At 64.0% G+C, this 17546-nt stretch carries 20 protein-coding genes; all 20 read left to right on the top strand.

Annotation, left to right across the window (positions count from 1 at the left end; translation table 11 throughout):
* The 20 genes from fliJ (at position 1) to PA6_RS18970 (ending at position 17517) form a co-directional block, all read left to right on the top strand.
* Positions 1-450 (top strand): flagellar export protein FliJ, encoded by a 450-nt coding sequence (fliJ, locus tag PA6_RS19065; protein WP_021702608.1) that lies wholly within the window; start codon positions 1-3, stop codon positions 448-450.
* Positions 451-519: 69 nt separating this feature from the next.
* Positions 520-825, top strand: coding sequence for an STAS domain-containing protein (locus tag PA6_RS19060; protein ID WP_021702607.1), 306 nt, complete (start codon positions 520-522; stop codon positions 823-825).
* Positions 826-830: 5 nt separating this feature from the next.
* Positions 831-2519: a fused response regulator/phosphatase gene (locus PA6_RS19055; protein ID WP_021702606.1), complete on the top strand. Its 1689-nt coding sequence runs from the start codon at positions 831-833 to the stop codon at positions 2517-2519.
* Positions 2520-2622: 103 nt separating this feature from the next.
* Entirely contained in the window at positions 2623-2973 is a 351-nt protein-coding gene (locus tag PA6_RS19050) for an Hpt domain-containing protein (RefSeq protein WP_021702605.1), read from the top strand.
* Between the two features lie 79 nt (positions 2974-3052).
* The gene (locus PA6_RS19045) at positions 3053-4354 is read left to right on the top strand and encodes a flagellar hook-length control protein FliK (RefSeq protein ID WP_021702604.1); all 1302 of its coding nucleotides are present in this window, start codon (positions 3053-3055) and stop codon (positions 4352-4354) included.
* A 211-nt stretch (positions 4355-4565) separates the two neighbouring features.
* Positions 4566-5108 carry a flagellar basal body-associated protein FliL gene (fliL, locus tag PA6_RS19040; protein ID WP_021702603.1) on the top strand — a complete coding sequence of 181 codons (543 nt, stop codon included), beginning with the start codon at positions 4566-4568 and terminating at the stop codon, positions 5106-5108.
* Positions 5109-5119: 11 nt separating this feature from the next.
* Positions 5120-6091 (top strand): flagellar motor switch protein FliM, encoded by a 972-nt coding sequence (gene fliM, locus PA6_RS19035; RefSeq protein WP_021702602.1) that lies wholly within the window; start codon positions 5120-5122, stop codon positions 6089-6091.
* 74 nt (positions 6092-6165) lie between these two features.
* The gene (gene fliN, locus PA6_RS19030) at positions 6166-6645 is read left to right on the top strand and encodes a flagellar motor switch protein FliN (protein WP_021702601.1); all 480 of its coding nucleotides are present in this window, start codon (positions 6166-6168) and stop codon (positions 6643-6645) included.
* A gap of 7 nt (positions 6646-6652) precedes the next feature.
* Positions 6653-7090 carry a flagellar biosynthetic protein FliO gene (fliO, locus tag PA6_RS19025; protein ID WP_021702600.1) on the top strand — a complete coding sequence of 146 codons (438 nt, stop codon included), beginning with the start codon at positions 6653-6655 and terminating at the stop codon, positions 7088-7090.
* Complete coding sequence (gene fliP, locus PA6_RS19020; RefSeq protein WP_021702599.1) at positions 7087-7842, top strand: flagellar type III secretion system pore protein FliP; 756 nt, start codon at positions 7087-7089, stop codon at positions 7840-7842. Before fliO ends, fliP begins: the two co-directional genes overlap by 4 nt.
* Positions 7843-7855: 13 nt before the next feature.
* A complete protein-coding gene (gene fliQ, locus PA6_RS19015; protein WP_021702598.1) occupies positions 7856-8125 on the top strand; it encodes a flagellar biosynthesis protein FliQ in 270 nt (89 codons plus the stop codon).
* Positions 8125-8901 carry a flagellar biosynthetic protein FliR gene (gene fliR, locus PA6_RS19010; protein WP_021702597.1) on the top strand — a complete coding sequence of 259 codons (777 nt, stop codon included), beginning with the start codon at positions 8125-8127 and terminating at the stop codon, positions 8899-8901. The genes fliQ and fliR overlap by 1 nt, the downstream gene beginning before the upstream one ends.
* 9 nt (positions 8902-8910) lie before the next feature.
* A complete protein-coding gene (flhB, locus tag PA6_RS19005; RefSeq protein ID WP_021702596.1) occupies positions 8911-10047 on the top strand; it encodes a flagellar biosynthesis protein FlhB in 1137 nt (378 codons plus the stop codon).
* Positions 10048-10177: 130 nt separating this feature from the next.
* On the top strand, positions 10178-11002 hold the full coding sequence (locus PA6_RS19000; RefSeq protein ID WP_021702595.1) for a hypothetical protein: 825 nt from the start codon (positions 10178-10180) through the stop codon (positions 11000-11002).
* A gap of 116 nt (positions 11003-11118) precedes the next feature.
* Positions 11119-13242, top strand: a complete 2124-nt coding sequence (gene flhA, locus PA6_RS18995) for a flagellar biosynthesis protein FlhA (RefSeq protein WP_021702594.1) — start codon at positions 11119-11121, stop codon at positions 13240-13242.
* 12 nt (positions 13243-13254) lie between these two features.
* Complete coding sequence (gene flhF / locus PA6_RS18990; protein ID WP_021702593.1) at positions 13255-14577, top strand: flagellar biosynthesis protein FlhF; 1323 nt, start codon at positions 13255-13257, stop codon at positions 14575-14577.
* A gap of 98 nt (positions 14578-14675) precedes the next feature.
* Positions 14676-15509, top strand: coding sequence for a flagellar synthesis regulator FleN (gene fleN / locus PA6_RS18985; protein ID WP_021702592.1), 834 nt, complete (start codon positions 14676-14678; stop codon positions 15507-15509).
* Positions 15506-16252: an RNA polymerase sigma factor FliA gene (gene fliA, locus PA6_RS18980; RefSeq protein WP_043217031.1), complete on the top strand. Its 747-nt coding sequence runs from the start codon at positions 15506-15508 to the stop codon at positions 16250-16252. Before fleN ends, fliA begins: the two co-directional genes overlap by 4 nt.
* An 82-nt stretch (positions 16253-16334) precedes the next feature.
* Complete coding sequence (locus PA6_RS18975) at positions 16335-16709, top strand: chemotaxis response regulator CheY (RefSeq protein WP_169920072.1); 375 nt, start codon at positions 16335-16337, stop codon at positions 16707-16709.
* Between the two features lie 19 nt (positions 16710-16728).
* Positions 16729-17517, top strand: a complete 789-nt coding sequence (locus PA6_RS18970) for a protein phosphatase CheZ (RefSeq protein WP_021702589.1) — start codon at positions 16729-16731, stop codon at positions 17515-17517.
* Positions 17518-17546 lie beyond the last annotated feature (29 nt).

The raw sequence follows: 17546 nt of genomic DNA, 5'->3' as shown, positions 1-17546 counted from the left end.
ATGGCTGACAGCCGTGCCGTGCGCCTGGCGCCGGTGATCGAGATGGCCGAGCGCGCCGAGCGCGAAGCGGCCCGCCAGCTCGCCCACTGTCAGGGCCTGCTGGGCAAGGCCGAGGCGCAGCTGGGCGAGCTGGAGCGCTACCGCGCCGACTACCAGCAGCAGTGGATCAGCGAAGGCAGCAAGGGCGTCTCCGGCCAATGGCTGATGAACTACCAGCGCTTTCTCAGCCAGTTGGAGACCGCCATCGGCCAGCAGCTGCAGAGCATCGCCTGGCATCGGCAGAATCTCGACAAGGCCAGGGCTGCCTGGCAGCAGCGGTATGCGCGGGTGGAGGGGCTGCGCAAGCTGGTGCAGCGCTATCTGGAGGAGGCGCGTGCCGCCGCCGACAAGCGCGAGCAGAAACTGCTCGATGAACTGGCGCAGCGCCTGCCGCAGCGCGATGATGGCTAACGCATGGTTGCCGCGCTCATCCGCGGGTGCTAAATCTGTGTCTGCACAAGAAAAAACAAGGAGTGCTACATGGCCATCACCGCGCTGCCCTCGAGCGATGGACAGGAACTGACCATCCATATCCAGGGTCGCTTCGATTTCTCCGCGCATCAGGAATTCCGCGATGCCTATGAGCGGGTGAGCGCCACACCCAAGCGCTATGTGGTCGATCTCAAGGGGGCCACCTACCTCGACAGCTCGGCTCTGGGCATGCTTCTGCTGCTGCGCGACCACGCCGGTGGCGACCATGCGCGCATCAGCCTGGTCAACTGCAACCCGGATGTGCGCAAGATCCTCTCCATCTCCAACTTCGAACAGCTGTTCCAGATCGGCTGACTGCCATGCCCGGGCGCCTGTCCATCCTGATCGCCGAGGACAGCGCGGCCGACCGCATGCTGCTGTCGACCATCGTCAGCCGCCAGGGCCACCGGGTGCTGACTGCCGGCAATGGTCTGGAGGCGGTCGGACTGTTCGAGCAGGAGCGCCCGCAGCTGGTGCTGATGGATGCGCTGATGCCGGTGATGGATGGCTTCGATGCCGCCCGGCGAATCAAGGAAGCGGCCGGTGAAGCGCTGGTGCCGATCATCTTCCTCACCTCGCTGACCGAGAACGAGGCGCTGGTGCGCTGTCTGGAGGTCGGTGACGACTTCCTCGCCAAGCCTTACAACCCGATCATTCTCGAGGCCAAGATCCGCGCCATGGACCGTTTGCGCCGGCTGCAGCAGACGGTGGTGCAACAGCGCGATCTGATCGCCAAGCACAATGAACACCTTATGACCGAGCAGCGCGTGGCCAAGGCGGTGTTCGACAAGGTGGCCCACTCCGGCTGCCTCAGCGCGGCCAATATCCGCTATCTGCAGTCGCCCTTCGCCCTGTTCAATGGCGACCTGCTGCTGGCCGCGTTCAAGCCCTCCGGCGGCATGCACGTGCTGCTCGGCGACTTTACCGGCCACGGTCTGCCGGCGGCGATCGGCGCCATGCCGCTGGCCGAGGTGTTCTACGGGATGACCGCCAAGGGCTTCTCCATGGCGGAGATCCTTCGCGAGATGAACGCCAAGCTCAAGCGCATCCTCCCGATTGGCGTGTTCTGCTGCGCCACCATGCTCAACCTGAGCTTCCAGCGGCGCGTGCTGGAAGTGTGGAACGGCGGCTTGCCGGACGGCCACCTGCTGCGGGTGGGCACGGGCGAGCGCGTGCCGCTGGTATCGCGCCATCTGCCATTGGGGGTGTTGGAGCCGGGCTCGTTCAACGAGTCCTACGAAGTTCATCCGCTGCAGCCCAATGACCGCGTGTTCCTGCTCTCTGACGGTGTGCTGGAAACGCGTGATACTCGCGGGCAGCTGTTCGGTGAGGAACGCCTGTTGCAGGTGCTTGATGGCGGGCACGCGCCGCAGAACCTGTTCGACGAAATCCAGCGTGCTCTCGCCGCCTTCCGAGGCGAGGCCCAGGACGACGTCAGCATGATCGAGCTGTGCATGGTCGAGGAGGGCATGCTCAGCCGTCCACCGCTGGCTTTCTCCGACAGTGGGCAGAGCAGCCCGCTGGACTGGTCGGCCAGCTTCGAGTTCCGTGCCGAGGCGCTCAAACGTTTCAATCCGCTGCCGTTCCTGCTACAGCTGCTGATGGAGGTGCGCGACCTGCGTGCCCAGGGTGGGGCGCTGTACACGGTGTTGGCTGAGCTGTACTCGAACGCGCTGGAGCATGGTGTGCTGGGCCTGGATTCGGCGCTCAAGGCCGACGCCAAGGGCTTTTCCCGCTACTACCGTGAGCGTGGCGAACGCTTGCAGGCGCTGGCAGAGGGGTTCGTGCGCTTCGATCTGGAGCTGCTGCCGGAGGCCGGCGGCGGCCGCCTGCGCATTGGCGTGCAGGACAGTGGCGCCGGTTTCGATGTGGCCAGCGCGCTGGCGCGACAGCAGGATAGCGGTGGCCTCAGCGGGCGCGGCCTGCGCCTGATCCGCCAGTTGACCGATCAGTGTCACTGGCTGAGCGATGGGCGCGGCGCGGTGGTCGAGTTCCGCTGGTCGACCTGAGGGGGCCGGCGGTCGAGTGGATGCTGGCCCATGGCCAACAGACAGCAGATCGCCAGCAGCTTCTGAGGCATAATCGCCACTTCCCCGATCATGGAGTGAGCCGGTGTCCGATATCCACCTCGATCAGAATGTGTTGGCTTCCCTGCTGGATGTCATGGGGGAAGAGTACCCCGTGTTGCTGGATACCTTCCTGGTCGACTCGGATGAGCGCCAGCGCCATATCCATGAGGCGCTTGCCGCTGCCGATCCGCAGGCCCTGCGCCTGGCTGCGCACAGTTTCAAGGGCAGCTGCAGCAATATGGGCGCACCGATGCTGGCGGGGCTGTGCAAGCAGCTGGAGGAGGCCGCGCGGCGCGAGCTGCTGGACGAGGCGCCGGCGTTGATCGAGCAGATCGGCCGCGAATTCGCCATCGTGCGCATCCTGCTCAAGACCGAGCGCCAGCGTTATCGCTGAGTCTGCGCCGGCGCCTTGGCAAAGTTGGCCCGCTGCTTGCTCTAGCCCAGGTACGATCCAATCCTGACGGAGAGTACCCATGTCCGTTGCACCCGATTTCCTTCTTCAGTCCGCGCCTGACGTGCGCCCCAAGGCACCTGCTGCCAAGGCCCCCAGTACGGCGCCGGAGCCCAGCAGGGGCGAGGCTTCCAGCTTTGCCGAGGTCTATGCCAAGGAGCGCCAGGCCAAGGCCGCCGAACGCAAGGAGGCCGGTAGCAAGGCGGCCGAAGAGCGTGCCGCCGAGAGCAAAACGACCGAAGAGCCAGCGGCAGAGGCTGCCGCCGAGCAGCAGGCAGTTGCCGAAAGCGGCAATACCTTGCCGGAGGAAGTGGTCGACGGTGGCGAGGAGGAAGTGGTCGATCCGCTGCTGCTGATGGCCATGACCGGCCAGTTGCCGGCGACCGAAATGGTCGATCCGGCCCTGAGTGGCGCGGCCGAGGCGGTCGAGGGCGAGCCGTTGTTGCAAGCCAGCGCACCGACAGTGGCCAGCGCTGCGCCAGCCACCCTGACCGAGGCCAGCCATGATCCTGAGCTGGACATGCTCAACAGCCTGTCCGGGGTAAAGCTGGCCCTTGAAATAGGTGCGCAGAACCAAGCCGCTGCGCAGCAGCAACTGAGCCCGGGCGCGGTGGCGGCCGAGCGTGCCAACAACCCGGCACAGGGCTTCGCCAACGCCCTCGCGGCCCTTGCCGGCGATGCCATGCCCAGTGAGGAAGCGCCGAGCGAAGGGCTGGAGGGCGAGTTGCTCGGCGAGGCTCTGGATACCTCGGTGCCGAATCTTCGCGAGGGCCAGAGCGATGCGCGTGCCGAAGCCTTCGCCAGCAAGCTCAGCGCCCTGAGCCAGGCCATCAGCCAGCAGACCAACGCCGCCCAGCGCCTGCCGCTGGTGCCTGGCCAGCCGGTGCAGGTGGGGCATCCAGGGATGAGCGAGGCGGTGGTCGACAAGGTCATGTGGCTGTCCAGTCAGAATCTCAAGTCTGCCGAGATCCAGCTGGATCCGGCCGAGCTGGGGCGGCTGGAGGTGCGTATCGAGCTGAACAAGGACCAGGCGGCCCAGGTCACTTTCGTCAGCGCCAACGCCAACGTGCGTGACCAGCTGGAAGGCCAGGCCCACCGTCTGCGCGAGCTGTTCGCTCAGCAGGGCATGAACCAGCTGGACGTCAACGTCTCCGACCAGTCCATGGCACGGGGTTCCCAGGGCGGTGGCGAGGAGGGGCAGCGTCGCTCCGCCGGCCGCGGCTTTGGTGGCTCGCGCGACGAGGAAGCGATCGGTGGTGTCAGCGAGATCCGCACGCCATCGAGCGGCGCCGCGCCACGTGGCCTGGTGGACTACTACGCCTGACGTCTGTCGATCGTTGACCAGGAAGCTGCGCCCGGTGCCGACAAAAGCACCGGGCGCAGTCGTTTTCGGATGACAGGCGGTCGTGGCCTTGGTATATCGGCAGCCTGTATCGAGGGCCGCAGGACAGACTATCTTGTTTACAAGGTGGCATAACACTTGCTCCTAAGCCTTTGACTCTGGACAAATCACAGAACGGTGACGGATTTCTGGCATGGCAAAGAAACAAGCTCCCACTCCGCCGGCAGCCGATGGCGGCGAGAAGGCCGGCGGCAAGAGCAAGCTCAAACTCATCATCCTGATCGTGGTCATCCTGCTGCTGGCGATCGGCGGCTCGGTGGGCGCGACCCTGTTCTTCCTCGGTAAGGACAAGGGTGGTGAGGAGGAGAAGCCGGCCGAAGAAGCCGCCAGCGAGAGCACTGCCGCACCGGTCAAGCTGCCGGCCATCTACGAGGCCATCGCCCCGGCGTTCATCGCCAACTACAACTACCAGGGGCGGCAGCGTTACATGCAGGTCAGCGTGGCGCTGATGGCGCGCAACCAGGCCGAGCTGGATGCCCTCAAGGTCCACATGCCGCTGGTGCGCAACCGTCTGGTCATGCTGTTCTCCGGCCAGGACTTCGGCACCCTGATGACGCCGGTCGGCAAGGAGATGCTGCGCAGCCAGGCCACCGCGGTGGTACAGGAGCTGGCGCAGAAGGAAACCGGTAAAACCGTGGTCGAACAGGTACTGTTCACCAATATCGTGCTGCAGTAGCGGGAGCTGCCATGGCCGTACAAGACCTGCTGTCACAGGACGAGATCGACGCGCTGCTGCATGGCGTCGACGATGGCCTGGTCGAAACCGAAGCCGATGCCGAGCCCGGCAGCGTCAAAAGTTACGACCTGACCAGCCAGGATCGCATCGTCCGCGGACGCATGCCGACCCTGGAGATGATCAACGAGCGTTTCGCCCGCTATACCCGCATCAGCATGTTCAACCTGCTGCGTCGTTCCGCCGACGTGGCGGTGGGCGGCGTGCAGGTGATGAAGTTCGGCGAGTACGTGCATTCGCTGTATGTGCCGACCAGCCTCAACCTGGTGAAGATGAAGCCGCTGCGCGGCACCGCCCTGTTCATCCTCGACGCCAAGCTGGTGTTCAAGCTGGTGGACAACTTCTTCGGCGGCGACGGTCGTCACGCCAAGATCGAGGGGCGCGAGTTCACCCCCACCGAGCTGCGCGTGGTGCGCATGGTCATCGACCAGGCCTTCATCGACCTCAAGGAAGCCTGGCACGCAGTACTGGACGTCAACTTCGAGTACATCAACTCGGAAGTGAACCCGGCGCTGGCCAACATCGTCAGCCCAAGCGAGGTGGTCGTCGTGTCGACCTTCCACATCGAACTCGATGGGGGCGGCGGCGACCTGCACATCACCATGCCTTATTCGATGATCGAGCCGATTCGCGAGATGCTCGATGCCGGTTTCCAGTCCGACGTGGACGATCAGGACGAGCGCTGGATCAAGGCGTTGCGCGAGGACATCCTCGACGTCAATGTGCCGCTCGGCGCTACCCTGGCGCGGCGCGAGCTGAAGCTGCGCGACATCCTGCACATGCAGCCGGGTGATGTGATTCCCGTGGAGTTGCCGGAGCAGATGATCATGCGCGCCAACGGCGTACCGGCCTTCAAGGTCAAGCTGGGCGCGCACAAGGGCAACCTGGCCCTGCAGATTCTCGAACCCGTCGAGCGTCTGCGCTGATTGAGCGGCGACAGCGGCATGTCAGCGCCGCTGTGCCGATACACCCCCGATAGATAGCCAGCCGAGGTAGAGCGATGGCAGACGAAAACGAAGGCACCAGCCCAGAGGAGCAGGCCCTGGCCGATGAGTGGGCCGCCGCATTGGCCGAGGCTGGCGATGACGCTGGTCAGGCAGATATCGATGCGCTGATGGCCCAGGGTGGAGGCGGGGCAGCCGCCCCTGCCGCGCCGCGCATGGCCATGGAGGAGTTTGGCAGCGCGCCCAAGCCAGGCAATGGCCCGGTGGCGCTGGAGGGGCCGAATCTGGATGTGATCCTCGATATTCCGGTGTCCATCTCCATGGAAGTCGGCAGTACCGAGATCAGCATTCGCAACCTCTTGCAGCTCAATCAGGGCTCGGTGGTGGAACTCGATCGCCTGGCCGGCGAGCCGCTGGACGTGCTGGTCAACGGTACCCTGATCGCTCACGGCGAAGTGGTGGTGGTCAACGAGAAGTTCGGCATCCGCCTGACCGACGTGATCAGCCCCAGCGAACGCATCAAGAAGCTGCGCTGAGGTGAGGATGCGCGGACTCTGCAGTCTTCTTCTGCTGGCGCCCCTGTCGGCGCTGGCCGCCGAGCCGGTGGCCAAAGCCGCGACCACGCCCATGGCCGGCAGCGATATTGGCGGCCAACTGGTGCAGCTGCTGTTCGGTCTGTTGCTGGTGGTCGGCCTGATCTTCGCGCTGGCCTGGCTGCTGCGCCGGGTGCAGCAGATCGGCCCGCGTGGCAACCAGGCGATCAAACTGGTGGCCAGTCAGGTGCTCGGTCCGCGTGATCGCCTGCTACTGGTACAGGTCGGCGGCGAGCAGATCCTGCTTGGCATCAGTGCCGGGCGCATCACCCCGCTGCATGTGCTCAAGGAGCCGGTGCCGGTAGCGGCAACCGAAGCGGCGCCGCCCGAATTCGCCCAGCGCCTGATGGAGTTGCTCGGCAAGGACCAGAAGGACGACAAGCCATGAGCGCCTGGCGCATTCTGCTGGCGCTGTTGCTGGTCATCGCGGCGCCCCTGGCGTTCGGCGCCGACGACCCGTTGTCGATTCCCGCCATTACCCTGAGCACCAACGCCGAAGGGCAGCAGGAGTACTCGGTCAGCCTGCAGATCCTGCTGATCATGACGGCGCTGAGCTTCATCCCGGCGTTCGTCATGCTGATGACCAGCTTCACCCGGATCATCATCGTCTTCTCGATTCTGCGTCAGGCCCTGGGCCTGCAGCAGACACCGTCGAACCAGATCCTGATCGGCCTGGCGCTGTTTCTGACCATGTTCATCATGGCCCCGGTGTTCGACAGGATTAATCAGGACGCCCTGCAGCCCTACCTCAACGAGCAGCTGCCGGCGCAGCAGGCGATTGCCCGTGCCGAGGTGCCGATCAAGGAGTTCATGCTGGCCCAGACCCGCGCCTCGGACCTGGAGCTGTTCGTCCGCTTGTCCAAGCGTACCGATATTGCCAGCCCCGAGCAGGCGCCGCTGACCATCCTGATCCCGGCCTTCGTCACCTCCGAGCTGAAAACGGCGTTCCAGATCGGCTTCATGATCTTCATCCCGTTCCTGATCATCGACATGGTGGTCGCCAGCATCCTCATGGCGATGGGTATGATGATGCTGTCGCCACTGATCATTTCGTTGCCGTTCAAGATCATGCTGTTCGTCCTGATCGATGGCTGGGCGCTGATCATGGGCACCCTGGCCGGCAGTTTCGGCACGTTATAGCGAGGCGCCGCACATGACTCCTGAAATCGCCGTCGATCTGTTCCGCGAAGCGCTCTGGTTGACCGCATTGATCGTCGGCCTGCTGGTGATGCCCAGCCTGCTGGTGGGCCTGCTGGTCGCGGTGTTCCAGGCCGCCACGCAGATCAACGAGCAGACCCTGAGTTTCATCCCGCGCCTGCTGGTGATGCTGCTCACCCTGATCTGGGCCGGGCCCTGGCTGGTGCGCGAGCTGATGGAGTACACCCAGACGCTGGTGCAGAACATCCCACTGTTGATCGGCTGATGCTCGAACTGACCAATGCGCAGATCGGCGGCTGGCTGGGCCAGTTCCTCCTGCCGCTATTTCGTATCGCGTCCATGCTGATGGTAATGCCGGTGATCGGCACCCAGCTGGTACCCGTGCGCGTGCGCCTGTATCTGGCCCTGGCTATCTGTGTCGTGTTGGCGCCGACGCTGCCGCCGATGCCGCAGGTGGATTCGGTCAGCCTGCAGTCCATGTTGCTGGTGGGTGAGCAGGTGCTGATCGGCGTAATGTTCGGTTTCATGCTGCAGCTCTATTTCCACCTGTTTACCGTCGCCGGGCAGATCATTGCCGTGCAGATGGGCCTGGGCTTCGCTTCCATGGTCGACCCCTCCAACGGGGTTTCGGTGCCGGTGCTCGGCCAGTTCCTGCTGATGCTGGTGACCCTGCTGTTTCTGGCCATGAATGGGCACCTGGTGGTGCTCGAGGTGCTGGCGGAGAGCTTCGTCACCTTGCCGGTGGGTGAGGGCCTGCTGCTCGACCATTACTGGTCGATAGCCGGCAAGCTGAGCTGGGTGGTGGCTGCAGGCCTGCTTATCTCGCTGCCGATCGTGACTGCACTGCTGGTCGTCAACCTGGCGTTCGGCGTGATGACCCGCGCGGCGCCGCAGTTGAACATCTTCTCCATCGGTTTTCCGCTGACCCTGGTACTTGGTCTGTTCATCTTCTGGGTGGGACTGGCAGATTTCCTGGCGCACTTTCAGGAGTTCTCCGCAGACGCCCTGCAGCAGCTGCGCGAACTGGCGCGGTTACGCTGAGGAGGCGCCATGGCAGAGAGCGAAAGCGGCGCCGACAAGAGCGAGGAACCCACTAGTAAGCGCCTGGAAGAGGCGCGCCAGAAGGGCCAGATCGCGCGTTCCAAGGAGCTCGGCACCCTGGCGGTGACATTCGGCGGCGCCGCGGCACTGCTGATCTTCGGGGCCGAGATGGGACGGGCGATGCTGGACCTCATGCAGGGCAACTTCGCGTTGTCGCGTGAGGTGCTGCTGGACGAAGGCTCCATGGCCCGCTACCTGCTGCGTACCGGCATGGAGGCGCTGCTGGCGCTGCAACCTTTCTTCATCGTCATGCTGATCGCCTCCATCATCGGCCCGGTTGCCGTGGGCGGCTGGCTGTTTTCCGGCGAGGCCCTGCAGCCGAAGTTCAGTCGCATGAACCCCTTGCAGGGGATCAAGCGCATGTTCTCCGCCCATGCCCTGGTGGAGCTGCTCAAGGCCATGGCCAAGTTCATCATCATCCTGATGGTGGCATTGGCGGTGCTCAAGGCCGACCAGGACGACCTGCTGGCCATCGCCAACGAGTCGGTCGAGTCGGCGATCCTGCACTCCATGCTGGTGACAGGCTGGAGCCTGCTGTGGATGGCTTGCGGGCTGATTCTCATCGCCGCGGTGGATGTACCGTTCCAGCTCTGGGATTCCAAGCAGAAGCTGATGATGACCAAGCAGGAGGTCAAGGACGAGTACAAGGACAGCGAGGGCAAGCCCGAGGTCAAGTCGAAGATCCGCCAGTTGCAGCGGCAGATGGCCGAGCGGCGGATGATGCAGCAGGTGCCCGAGGCCGATGTGGTGATTACCAACCCGACCCACTTCGCCGTGGCGCTGAAATACGACCCGGCCAAGGGCAATGCGCCGGTGATGCTGGCCAAGGGTGGCGACTTCCTGGCACTGAAGATCCGCGAGATCGCCCAGGAGCACAAGGTGACCCTGCTCGAGTCGCCGGCCCTGGCGCGGGCGGTGTACTACTCCACCGAGGTGGACCAAGAGATCCCCGCCGGCCTCTACCTGGCCGTGGCCCAGGTGCTGGCTTACGTCTACCAGCTCAAGCAGTTCCGTGCCGGCAAGGGCAAGCGCCCGGGGCCGCTGCCGGATCTGCCGATTCCGCCGGATCTGCGCCGCGACGAGTAGCCATCGTCATTCGTCGCCTGGCTTTGACAGCCCCCGCGCGCCGCCTACACCTGCTAGAAGGGCGGATGGCCTTGCCGTTGCCGTGGTACTGCACCTGAGCGGAGTCAGTCATAGCTACGGAGCCTTGCCCATGGCCAGAGTCGTTCTAACCCCCGCCTTGCGCGGCGAGTACGCACATCTTTTTGACAGCTGCCGGATCCGCCCCGAGCGGGGCGACGATGTGGAAAGCCTCGTCAAACAGCTGCTCAACAACCAGCCGCGTTACGAGAAGGTTGCAGAGGCTCTGGGGATTCCCTGGAGCTTCATCGCGGTGATCCACAACATGGAGAGCAGCCAGAGCTTCCACAAGCACCTGCACAACGGCGATCCGCTGACGGCGCGTACCGTGCAGCAGCCGCCAGGGCGACCGAAGAACGGCAGCCCGCCCTTCACTTGGGAGCAGAGCGCCGCCGATGCGCTGCAGCTCAAGCGCCTCGGTGCCGACACCGACTGGGGCCTGGCGGGTACCCTGTATCAGCTGGAGCGCTACAACGGCTTCGGCTATCGCCTGTACCACCCGCATGTGCTGTCGCCCTACCTGTGGGGCTTTTCCAACCATTACAGCAGCGGCAAATATGTGGCCGACGGTACCTGGTCCGACAGCGCGGTCACCAAGCAGTGCGGGGCCGCCGTGCTGTTGCGGCGCATGGCTGAGCGTGGCCTGATCGAGTTCGCCGATCAGCCGCGTCCTGCCGCCAGCAGCGGCCCGCTGGTGGCGGGTTACTCGATGCAGAAACCTGGTGACCCCGCGCTGGAGCGGCAGGTCGTGGCTCTGCAGCACTGGCTTAACGGTTTTCCCGGCGTCTTCGTCAAGGTCGACGGTATCCCCGGGCAGCGGACCTCCGAGGCCTACCGGCAGGTCACGGGGCACTATCTGCCGGGCGATCCGCGTCAGGCGCAACGCCAGGCGGCCTGAGCGAATAAGGCTCTGCCCACACGGGGCAGAGCCGAGTTGGAATGCTTCTTGCCAATACCCCTGCAAGGCGCCTGTTCGCGTCAAAAGATTGAATTGGCTGGGGAAAACAAGTGGCAGTGGATCGTGCTCAACTCATCGGTGACGTACGCAGCAACCTGGCCGGGTTGCGCCACGGCAATCTGGGTATTCCGCTGCTGCTGCTGGTCATGCTCGCCATGGTCATGCTGCCGATCCCGCCGTTCCTGCTCGACGTGCTGTTCACTTTCAGTATTGCCCTGTCCATCGTGGTCCTGCTGGTCGCCATCTACTCGCTGCGGCCGCTGGACTTCGCCGTGTTCCCCACCATCCTGCTGGCCGCGACGCTGCTGCGCCTGGCGCTGAACGTGGCCTCCACGCGCGTGGTGCTGCTGCACGGCCAGGAGGGCCACGACGCCGCGGGCAAGGTGATCCAGGCGTTCGGTGAAGTGGTGATCGGCGGCAACTACGTGGTGGGTGCCGTGGTGTTCGCCATCCTGATGATCATCAACTTCGTGGTGGTTACCAAGGGCGCCGGGCGGATTTCCGAGGTGAGTGCGCGCTTCACCCTCGACGCCATGCCCGGCAAGCAGATGGCCATCGACGCGGACCTCAATGCCGGTCTGATCGATCAGGCCGAGGCCAAGAAGCGGCGTGCCGAGGTGGCCCAGGAGGCCGACTTCTACGGCTCGATGGACGGTGCCTCGAAGTTCGTCCGTGGCGACGCCATTGCCGGCCTGCTGATTCTCTTCATCAACCTGATTGGCGGTATCGCCATCGGCGTGGCCCAGCATGATCTGCCATTCTCCGAAGCCGGGCGAATTTACACCCTGCTGACCATCGGTGACGGTCTGGTAGCGCAGATCCCTTCGCTGCTGTTGTCCACTGCGGCCGCCATCATGGTCACCCGGGTATCCACTTCCGAGGACATGGGGGCCCAGGTCAGCCGGCAGATGTTCGCCTCGCCCAAGGCTTTGGCCGTGGCGGCCGCGATCATGATCGCCATGGGCCTGGTGCCGGGCATGCCGCATTTCTCGTTCATCAGCCTCGGTCTGGTGGCTGCCGGTGCCGCGTACTGGATTGCCAACAAGCAGCGCAAGGTCAAGGAAGAGGAGGTCAAGGAGGTCAAGCGCCAGCAGGAGCTGCTGCCGGCGCAGAAGGCCCAGGAGGTCAAGGAGCTGGGCTGGGACGACGTGACCCCGGTGGACATGGTCGGCCTGGAGGTCGGCTACCGCCTGATCCCGCTGGTCGATCGCAACCAGGGTGGCCAGTTGCTCGCGCGGATCAAGGGCGTGCGCAAGAAGCTGTCGCAGGAGATGGGCTTCCTGATGCCGTCGGTACATATCCGCGACAACCTCGACCTGCTGCCCAATGCCTATCGCCTGACCCTGATGGGCGTCAGCGTGGCGGAGGCGGAGGTCTACCCGGAGCGCGAGCTGGCGATCAACCCCGGCCAGGTATTCGGTACCCTCAACGGCATCGCCGCCAAAGATCCGGCGTTCGGTCTGGAGGCGGTGTGGATCGACCCGACCCAGCGCGACCAGGCGCAATCGCTGGGCTACACCGTGGTGGACGCCAGTACCGTGGTTGCCACTCACCTCAACCAGGTGCTGCACAAGCACGCCCATGAGCTGCTCGGTCATGAGGAAGTGCAGCAGCTGCTGCAACTGCTGGCCAAGAGCTCGCCGAAACTGGCCGAAGAGCTGGTGCCGGGCATGGTCTCGCTGTCGACCCTGCTCAAGGTGCTGCAGACACTGCTGGCCGAACAGGTACCGGTGCGCGACATTCGCAGCATTGCCGAGGCGATCTCCAACGTCGCGAGCAAGAGTCAAGATCCCGCCGCGATGGTCGCTGCAGTCCGCGTCGCTCTTTCCCGTGCAATCGTGCAAAGCATTGTGGGACTAGAGCCGGAGCTGCCTGTGATCACCCTGGAACCCAGGTTGGAACAGTTATTGCTGAATAGCCTGCAGAAGGCCGGTCAGGGCTCCGAGGATGGCATCCTCCTCGAACCCGGCATGGCCGAGAAGCTGCAACGCTCCCTGGTGGAAGCGGCGCAGCGCCAGGAAATGCTCGGCAAACCGGTGATCCTGCTGGTAGCCGGCCCGGTCCGGGCGATGCTCTCGCGCTTTGCGCGGCTCGCCGTACCCAGCATGCACGTACTGGCCTACCAGGAAATACCGGATAACAAGCAGGTCACGATCGTCGCCACGGTCGGCCAGAACTGAGGGTTCTAAGCCATGCAAGTCAAACGCTTCTTCGCCGCCGATATGCGTACCGCCATGAAGCTGGTGCGTGACGAACTGGGCGCCGATGCCGCCATCATCGGCAATCGCCGCGTGGCCGGCGGCGTGGAGCTGACTGCGGCGCTGGATTACCAGCCGGCTACCCCGGCGCGTACGCCCAATCCGGCCCTGGAGGCCGAGCTGCGCAAGACCCAGGCGAAAATCGCCAACGCTCAGGCGGAGCTGACCATCCGCGCCGTGGCCGACGAGCGCAAGGATCGCCAGCTGTTCGCCAACGAATCGCTGATCGCGCCCGAGCTGCCGGCTACTGCAGTCAAGGTGCAGCGTCCGGTTGCCGCCGCCCAGCCGCAGCCGGCTCGCGCCGCGGCGGCGCCAGTCGATCAGCATGCCCTCGACGCCATGCGCTTCGAGCTGCACGGCCTGCGCGAGCTGATCGAGGTGCAGCTGGGCTCCATCGCCTGGGGCCAGTTGCAGAACCGCAAGCCGCAGCAGGCCAACCTGTGGCGTCGCCTGCAGCGCATGGGCCTGTCTGCCGAGCTGTCCAAGGCCCTGCTGGAACGTGTGGCCAAGGTCGCCGAGCCGAAGCAGGCCTGGCGAATGCTGCTGGCTCACCTGGCTCACGCGATCAGAACTCCGGCGGTGGAGCCGCTGGAGGAGGGCGGTGTCATTGCCCTGGTCGGGCCGGCCGGTATGGGCAAGACCACCACCCTGGCCAAGATGGCGGCTCGCTACGTGCTGAAGTACGGCTCGCAGAGCATCGCCCTAGTCAGCATGGACTGCTTCCGCATCGGCGCCCAGGAGCAGATCAAGACCCTCGGTCGCATCCTCAACGTGCCGGTGACCCAGGTCGAGCCAGGGCAATCGCTGGTCCAGGCGCTGGCGCCGCTGGCACGCAAGAAGGTGATCCTGATCGACACCGCCGGCCTGCCTGGCAATGATCCGGCCCTGCGTCAGCAGCTGGACAGCCTGGCCGTGCGCGGCCTGAAGGCCAAGAATTATCTGGTGCTGGCTGCCACCAGCCAGGCTCAGGTGCTCAAGGCGGCCTATCACAGCTACAAGCACTGCGGCCTGGCCGGGTCCATCCTGAGCAAGGTGGACGAGGCGGCCAATCTCGGTGAGGTTCTGGGGCTGGCTATCAGCCAGCATCTCCCGGTAGCCTATCTGGCAGATGGGCCGAAGATTCCGGACGATCTGCAGGTGCCGCGCAGCCACCAACTGGTGAGCCGTGCCGTGAGCCTGCAGGCTGCCGAAGATCCGAGTGAAGAAGCCATGGCCGATATGTTCGCGGGCTTCTATCATCCGCGCCGTGCAGGGTAGGGCAGGCGTCGGCGGACAAGGCGTTCTAGTGTGTAGGAAAGGGTCGGTGAAGTTGCCCGACCAGCCCAGACCAGGCAAGACAAGGTAAAGAGAAGAACATGGGTAGTATGCATCCCGTACAGGTGATCGCGGTGACTGGCGGCAAGGGCGGCGTCGGCAAGACCAACGTGTCGGTGAATCTGTCGCTGGCACTGGCCGACCTTGGTCGCCGGGTCATGCTGATGGACGCCGACCTTGGTCTTGCCAATGTTGACGTGCTGCTCGGCCTGACCCCCAAGCGCACCCTGGCCGATGTGATCAATGGCGAATGCGACCTTAAGGACGTGCTGCTGCAGGGGCCCGGCGGCATCCGTATCGTGCCCGCAGCGTCCGGTACGCAGAGCATGGTGCAGCTGTCGCCGGTGCAGCATGCCGGCCTGATCCAGGCCTTCAGTGATATCAGTGACAACCTCGACGTGCTGGTGATCGATACGGCCGCCGGCATCGGCGACGGCGTGGTCAGCTTCGTCCGCGCCGCCCAGGAAGTGCTGGTGGTGGTGTGCGACGAGCCGACCTCGATCACCGACGCCTACGCGCTGATCAAGCTGCTCAACCGCGACTACGGCATGAGCCGCTTCCGCGTGCTGGCCAACATGGCTCACAGTCCGCAGGAAGGACGCAATCTGTTTGCTAAGCTGACCAAGGTAACCGACCGTTTTCTCGATGTGGCCCTGCAGTACGTCGGCGCCGTTCCCTACGACGAATCCGTCCGCAAGGCCGTGCAGAAGCAGCGCGCGGTATATGAAGCCTTCCCGCGCTCGAAATGCGCACTGGCGTTCAAGGCGATCGCCCAGAAAGTCGACACGTGGCCGCTTCCGGCCAACCCGCGCGGCCATCTGGAGTTCTTCGTCGAGCGTCTGGTGCAGCAGCCGATCGCGGGGACGGCGGTATGACAGCAGCCAGTGGACTTCGCATGTACAACAAGGCGCAGGCGCAGGATTCCCAGCACCAGTTGATCGAGCGCTATGCGCCGCTGGTCAAGCGCATCGCCTATCATCTGTTGGCACGCCTGCCGGCCAGTGTTCAGGTCGACGACCTGATCCAGGCGGGCATGATCGGTCTGCTGGAAGCGTCAAAAAAATACGATGGCAGCAAGGGCGCCAGCTTCGAAACCTACGCCGGCATCCGCATCCGCGGCGCCATGCTCGACGAGGTGCGCAAGGGCGACTGGGCACCGCGTTCGGTACACCGCAACACCCGCATGGTCAGCGATGCCATTCGCGCGATCGAGGCCCGCACCGGAAGAGACGCTAAAGATCAAGAGGTTGCGGCCGAACTCCAATTGAGTCTCGAAGATTACTACGGCATCCTTGGCGATACTCTGGGTAGCCGCCTGTTCAGCTTTGACGATCTGGTACAGGACGGTGAGCACGGGGGGCTGAGCGAGGATGTCAGCAGTAGTCACAGCGGGCCCCTGCATGGTCTTGAGGATGAGCGATTCCAGGCGGCACTGGCCGATGCCATCGCTCATCTGCCGGAGCGCGAGCGCCTGGTTTTGTCGCTGTACTACGACGAAGAATTGAATTTGAAGGAAATCGGCGAAGTCTTGGGGGTCAGCGAATCCCGGGTCAGCCAGTTGCACAGCCAGTGCGCCGCGCGTCTGCGGGCCAGGCTGGGTGAGTGGCGGGTCAGCTGAGAGCCAGCCGGTTCCATGATTTGCGACACTGTCGGGATACCGGCGGTGTTTAGACTGTACGGAGGTCGACTTGGACAAGAACATGAAAATCCTCATCGTTGACGATTTCTCGACGATGCGACGGATCATCAAGAACCTCCTGCGTGATCTGGGGTTCACCAACACGGCGGAGGCTGACGACGGCAACACGGCACTGCCCATGTTGCAGAGCGGCAGCTTCGATTTTCTGGTGACCGACTGGAACATGCCCGGCATGACCGGTATCGACCTGCTGCGCGCGGTGCGCGCCGACGAGCGCCTGAAGACCCTGCCGGTGCTGATGGTCACCGCCGAGGCCAAGCGCGAACAGATCATCGAGGCCGCCCAGGCTGGCGTTAACGGTTATGTAGTCAAGCCGTTCACTGCCCAGGTGCTGAAGGAGAAGATCGAGAAGATCTTCGAACGGGTTAACGGCTGATGTCCGCCGCGAGGGCGCTATGGCACACGATGATTCACATCTGGGCGAACTCGAATCGACCCTGAAGCAACACGCCACGCAACTTGTCGACAGCCTTGAGAAAGGTCGTTTCGGTGAGGCGGTAGGCCTGATTCACGAACTCAACAAGGCGCGTGACCACGGTCTCTATCAGGAGATCGGCAAGCTCACCCGCGAGTTGCACAACGCGATCGTCAATTTCCAGGTTGATCCGCACAACCCGCATGCCCAGGAAATTTCGCAGATTTCCGATGCCACCGAGCGTCTGTCCTATGTGGTGCAGATGACCGAGAAAGCGGCCAACCGCACCATGGACCTGGTCGAGCAGAGCGCGCCGCTGGTCAACGACCTGGGCGATGAGGCCAAGGGGCTGTCTGTCGAGTGGGGCAAGTTCATGCGCCGCGAGATGGGCGCAGACGCCTTCCGTGACCTGGCCAAGCGTATTGAGCTGTTTCTGGCGCGCAGCGAGCGTGATAGTCAGAAACTGTCCAGCCAGCTGAACGACATCTTGCTGGCGCAGGACTTCCAGGACCTCACCGGTCAGGTGATCAAGCGCGTGACCCAACTGGTCACCGAAGTGGAGCGCGATCTGCTCAAGTTGATGCTGATGGCCAGCCATGTCGATCGCTTTGCCGGCATCCAGCACGACATGGATGCGCTGCGCGCCGAGCAAAAACAACAAAAAGAGCCTTCCAGGGGTGAAGGTCCGCAGATACATGCCGATAAGCGTGATGACGTCGCGTCCAGTCAGGACGATGTCGACGATCTGCTGTCCAGCCTTGGATTTTAGGGCTCTAACAGAGCCTTTGGAGCGCACCG

The organism is Aquipseudomonas alcaligenes NBRC 14159 (assembly GCF_000467105.1).
GTDB classification, from domain to species: Bacteria; Pseudomonadota; Gammaproteobacteria; order Pseudomonadales; family Pseudomonadaceae; genus Aquipseudomonas; species Aquipseudomonas alcaligenes.
The sequence above is the reverse complement of the archived record's forward strand: the minus strand, read 5'-3'. Positions and strand labels throughout refer to the sequence as shown.

Excerpts from the sequence above, each read along its gene's own strand:
- fliJ (WP_021702608.1), top strand. The coding sequence starts at position 1 with ATGGCTGACAGCCGTGCCGTGCGCCTGGCGCCGGTGATCGAGATGGCC.
- PA6_RS19060 (WP_021702607.1), top strand. The coding sequence starts at position 520 with ATGGCCATCACCGCGCTGCCCTCGAGCGATGGACAGGAACTGACCATC.
- PA6_RS19055 (WP_021702606.1), top strand. The coding sequence starts at position 831 with ATGCCCGGGCGCCTGTCCATCCTGATCGCCGAGGACAGCGCGGCCGAC.
- PA6_RS19045 (WP_021702604.1), top strand. The coding sequence starts at position 3,053 with ATGTCCGTTGCACCCGATTTCCTTCTTCAGTCCGCGCCTGACGTGCGC.
- fliL (WP_021702603.1), top strand. The coding sequence starts at position 4,566 with ATGGCAAAGAAACAAGCTCCCACTCCGCCGGCAGCCGATGGCGGCGAG.
- fliM (WP_021702602.1), top strand. The coding sequence starts at position 5,120 with ATGGCCGTACAAGACCTGCTGTCACAGGACGAGATCGACGCGCTGCTG.
- fliN (WP_021702601.1), top strand. The coding sequence starts at position 6,166 with ATGGCAGACGAAAACGAAGGCACCAGCCCAGAGGAGCAGGCCCTGGCC.
- fliO (WP_021702600.1), top strand. The coding sequence starts at position 6,653 with ATGCGCGGACTCTGCAGTCTTCTTCTGCTGGCGCCCCTGTCGGCGCTG.
- fliP (WP_021702599.1), top strand. The coding sequence starts at position 7,087 with ATGAGCGCCTGGCGCATTCTGCTGGCGCTGTTGCTGGTCATCGCGGCG.
- fliQ (WP_021702598.1), top strand. The coding sequence starts at position 7,856 with ATGACTCCTGAAATCGCCGTCGATCTGTTCCGCGAAGCGCTCTGGTTG.
- fliR (WP_021702597.1), top strand. The coding sequence starts at position 8,125 with ATGCTCGAACTGACCAATGCGCAGATCGGCGGCTGGCTGGGCCAGTTC.
- flhB (WP_021702596.1), top strand. The coding sequence starts at position 8,911 with ATGGCAGAGAGCGAAAGCGGCGCCGACAAGAGCGAGGAACCCACTAGT.
- PA6_RS19000 (WP_021702595.1), top strand. The coding sequence starts at position 10,178 with ATGGCCAGAGTCGTTCTAACCCCCGCCTTGCGCGGCGAGTACGCACAT.
- flhF (WP_021702593.1), top strand. The coding sequence starts at position 13,255 with ATGCAAGTCAAACGCTTCTTCGCCGCCGATATGCGTACCGCCATGAAG.
- fleN (WP_021702592.1), top strand. The coding sequence starts at position 14,676 with ATGGGTAGTATGCATCCCGTACAGGTGATCGCGGTGACTGGCGGCAAG.
- fliA (WP_043217031.1), top strand. The coding sequence starts at position 15,506 with ATGACAGCAGCCAGTGGACTTCGCATGTACAACAAGGCGCAGGCGCAG.
- PA6_RS18975 (WP_169920072.1), top strand. The coding sequence starts at position 16,335 with ATGAAAATCCTCATCGTTGACGATTTCTCGACGATGCGACGGATCATC.
- PA6_RS18970 (WP_021702589.1), top strand. The coding sequence starts at position 16,729 with ATGGCACACGATGATTCACATCTGGGCGAACTCGAATCGACCCTGAAG.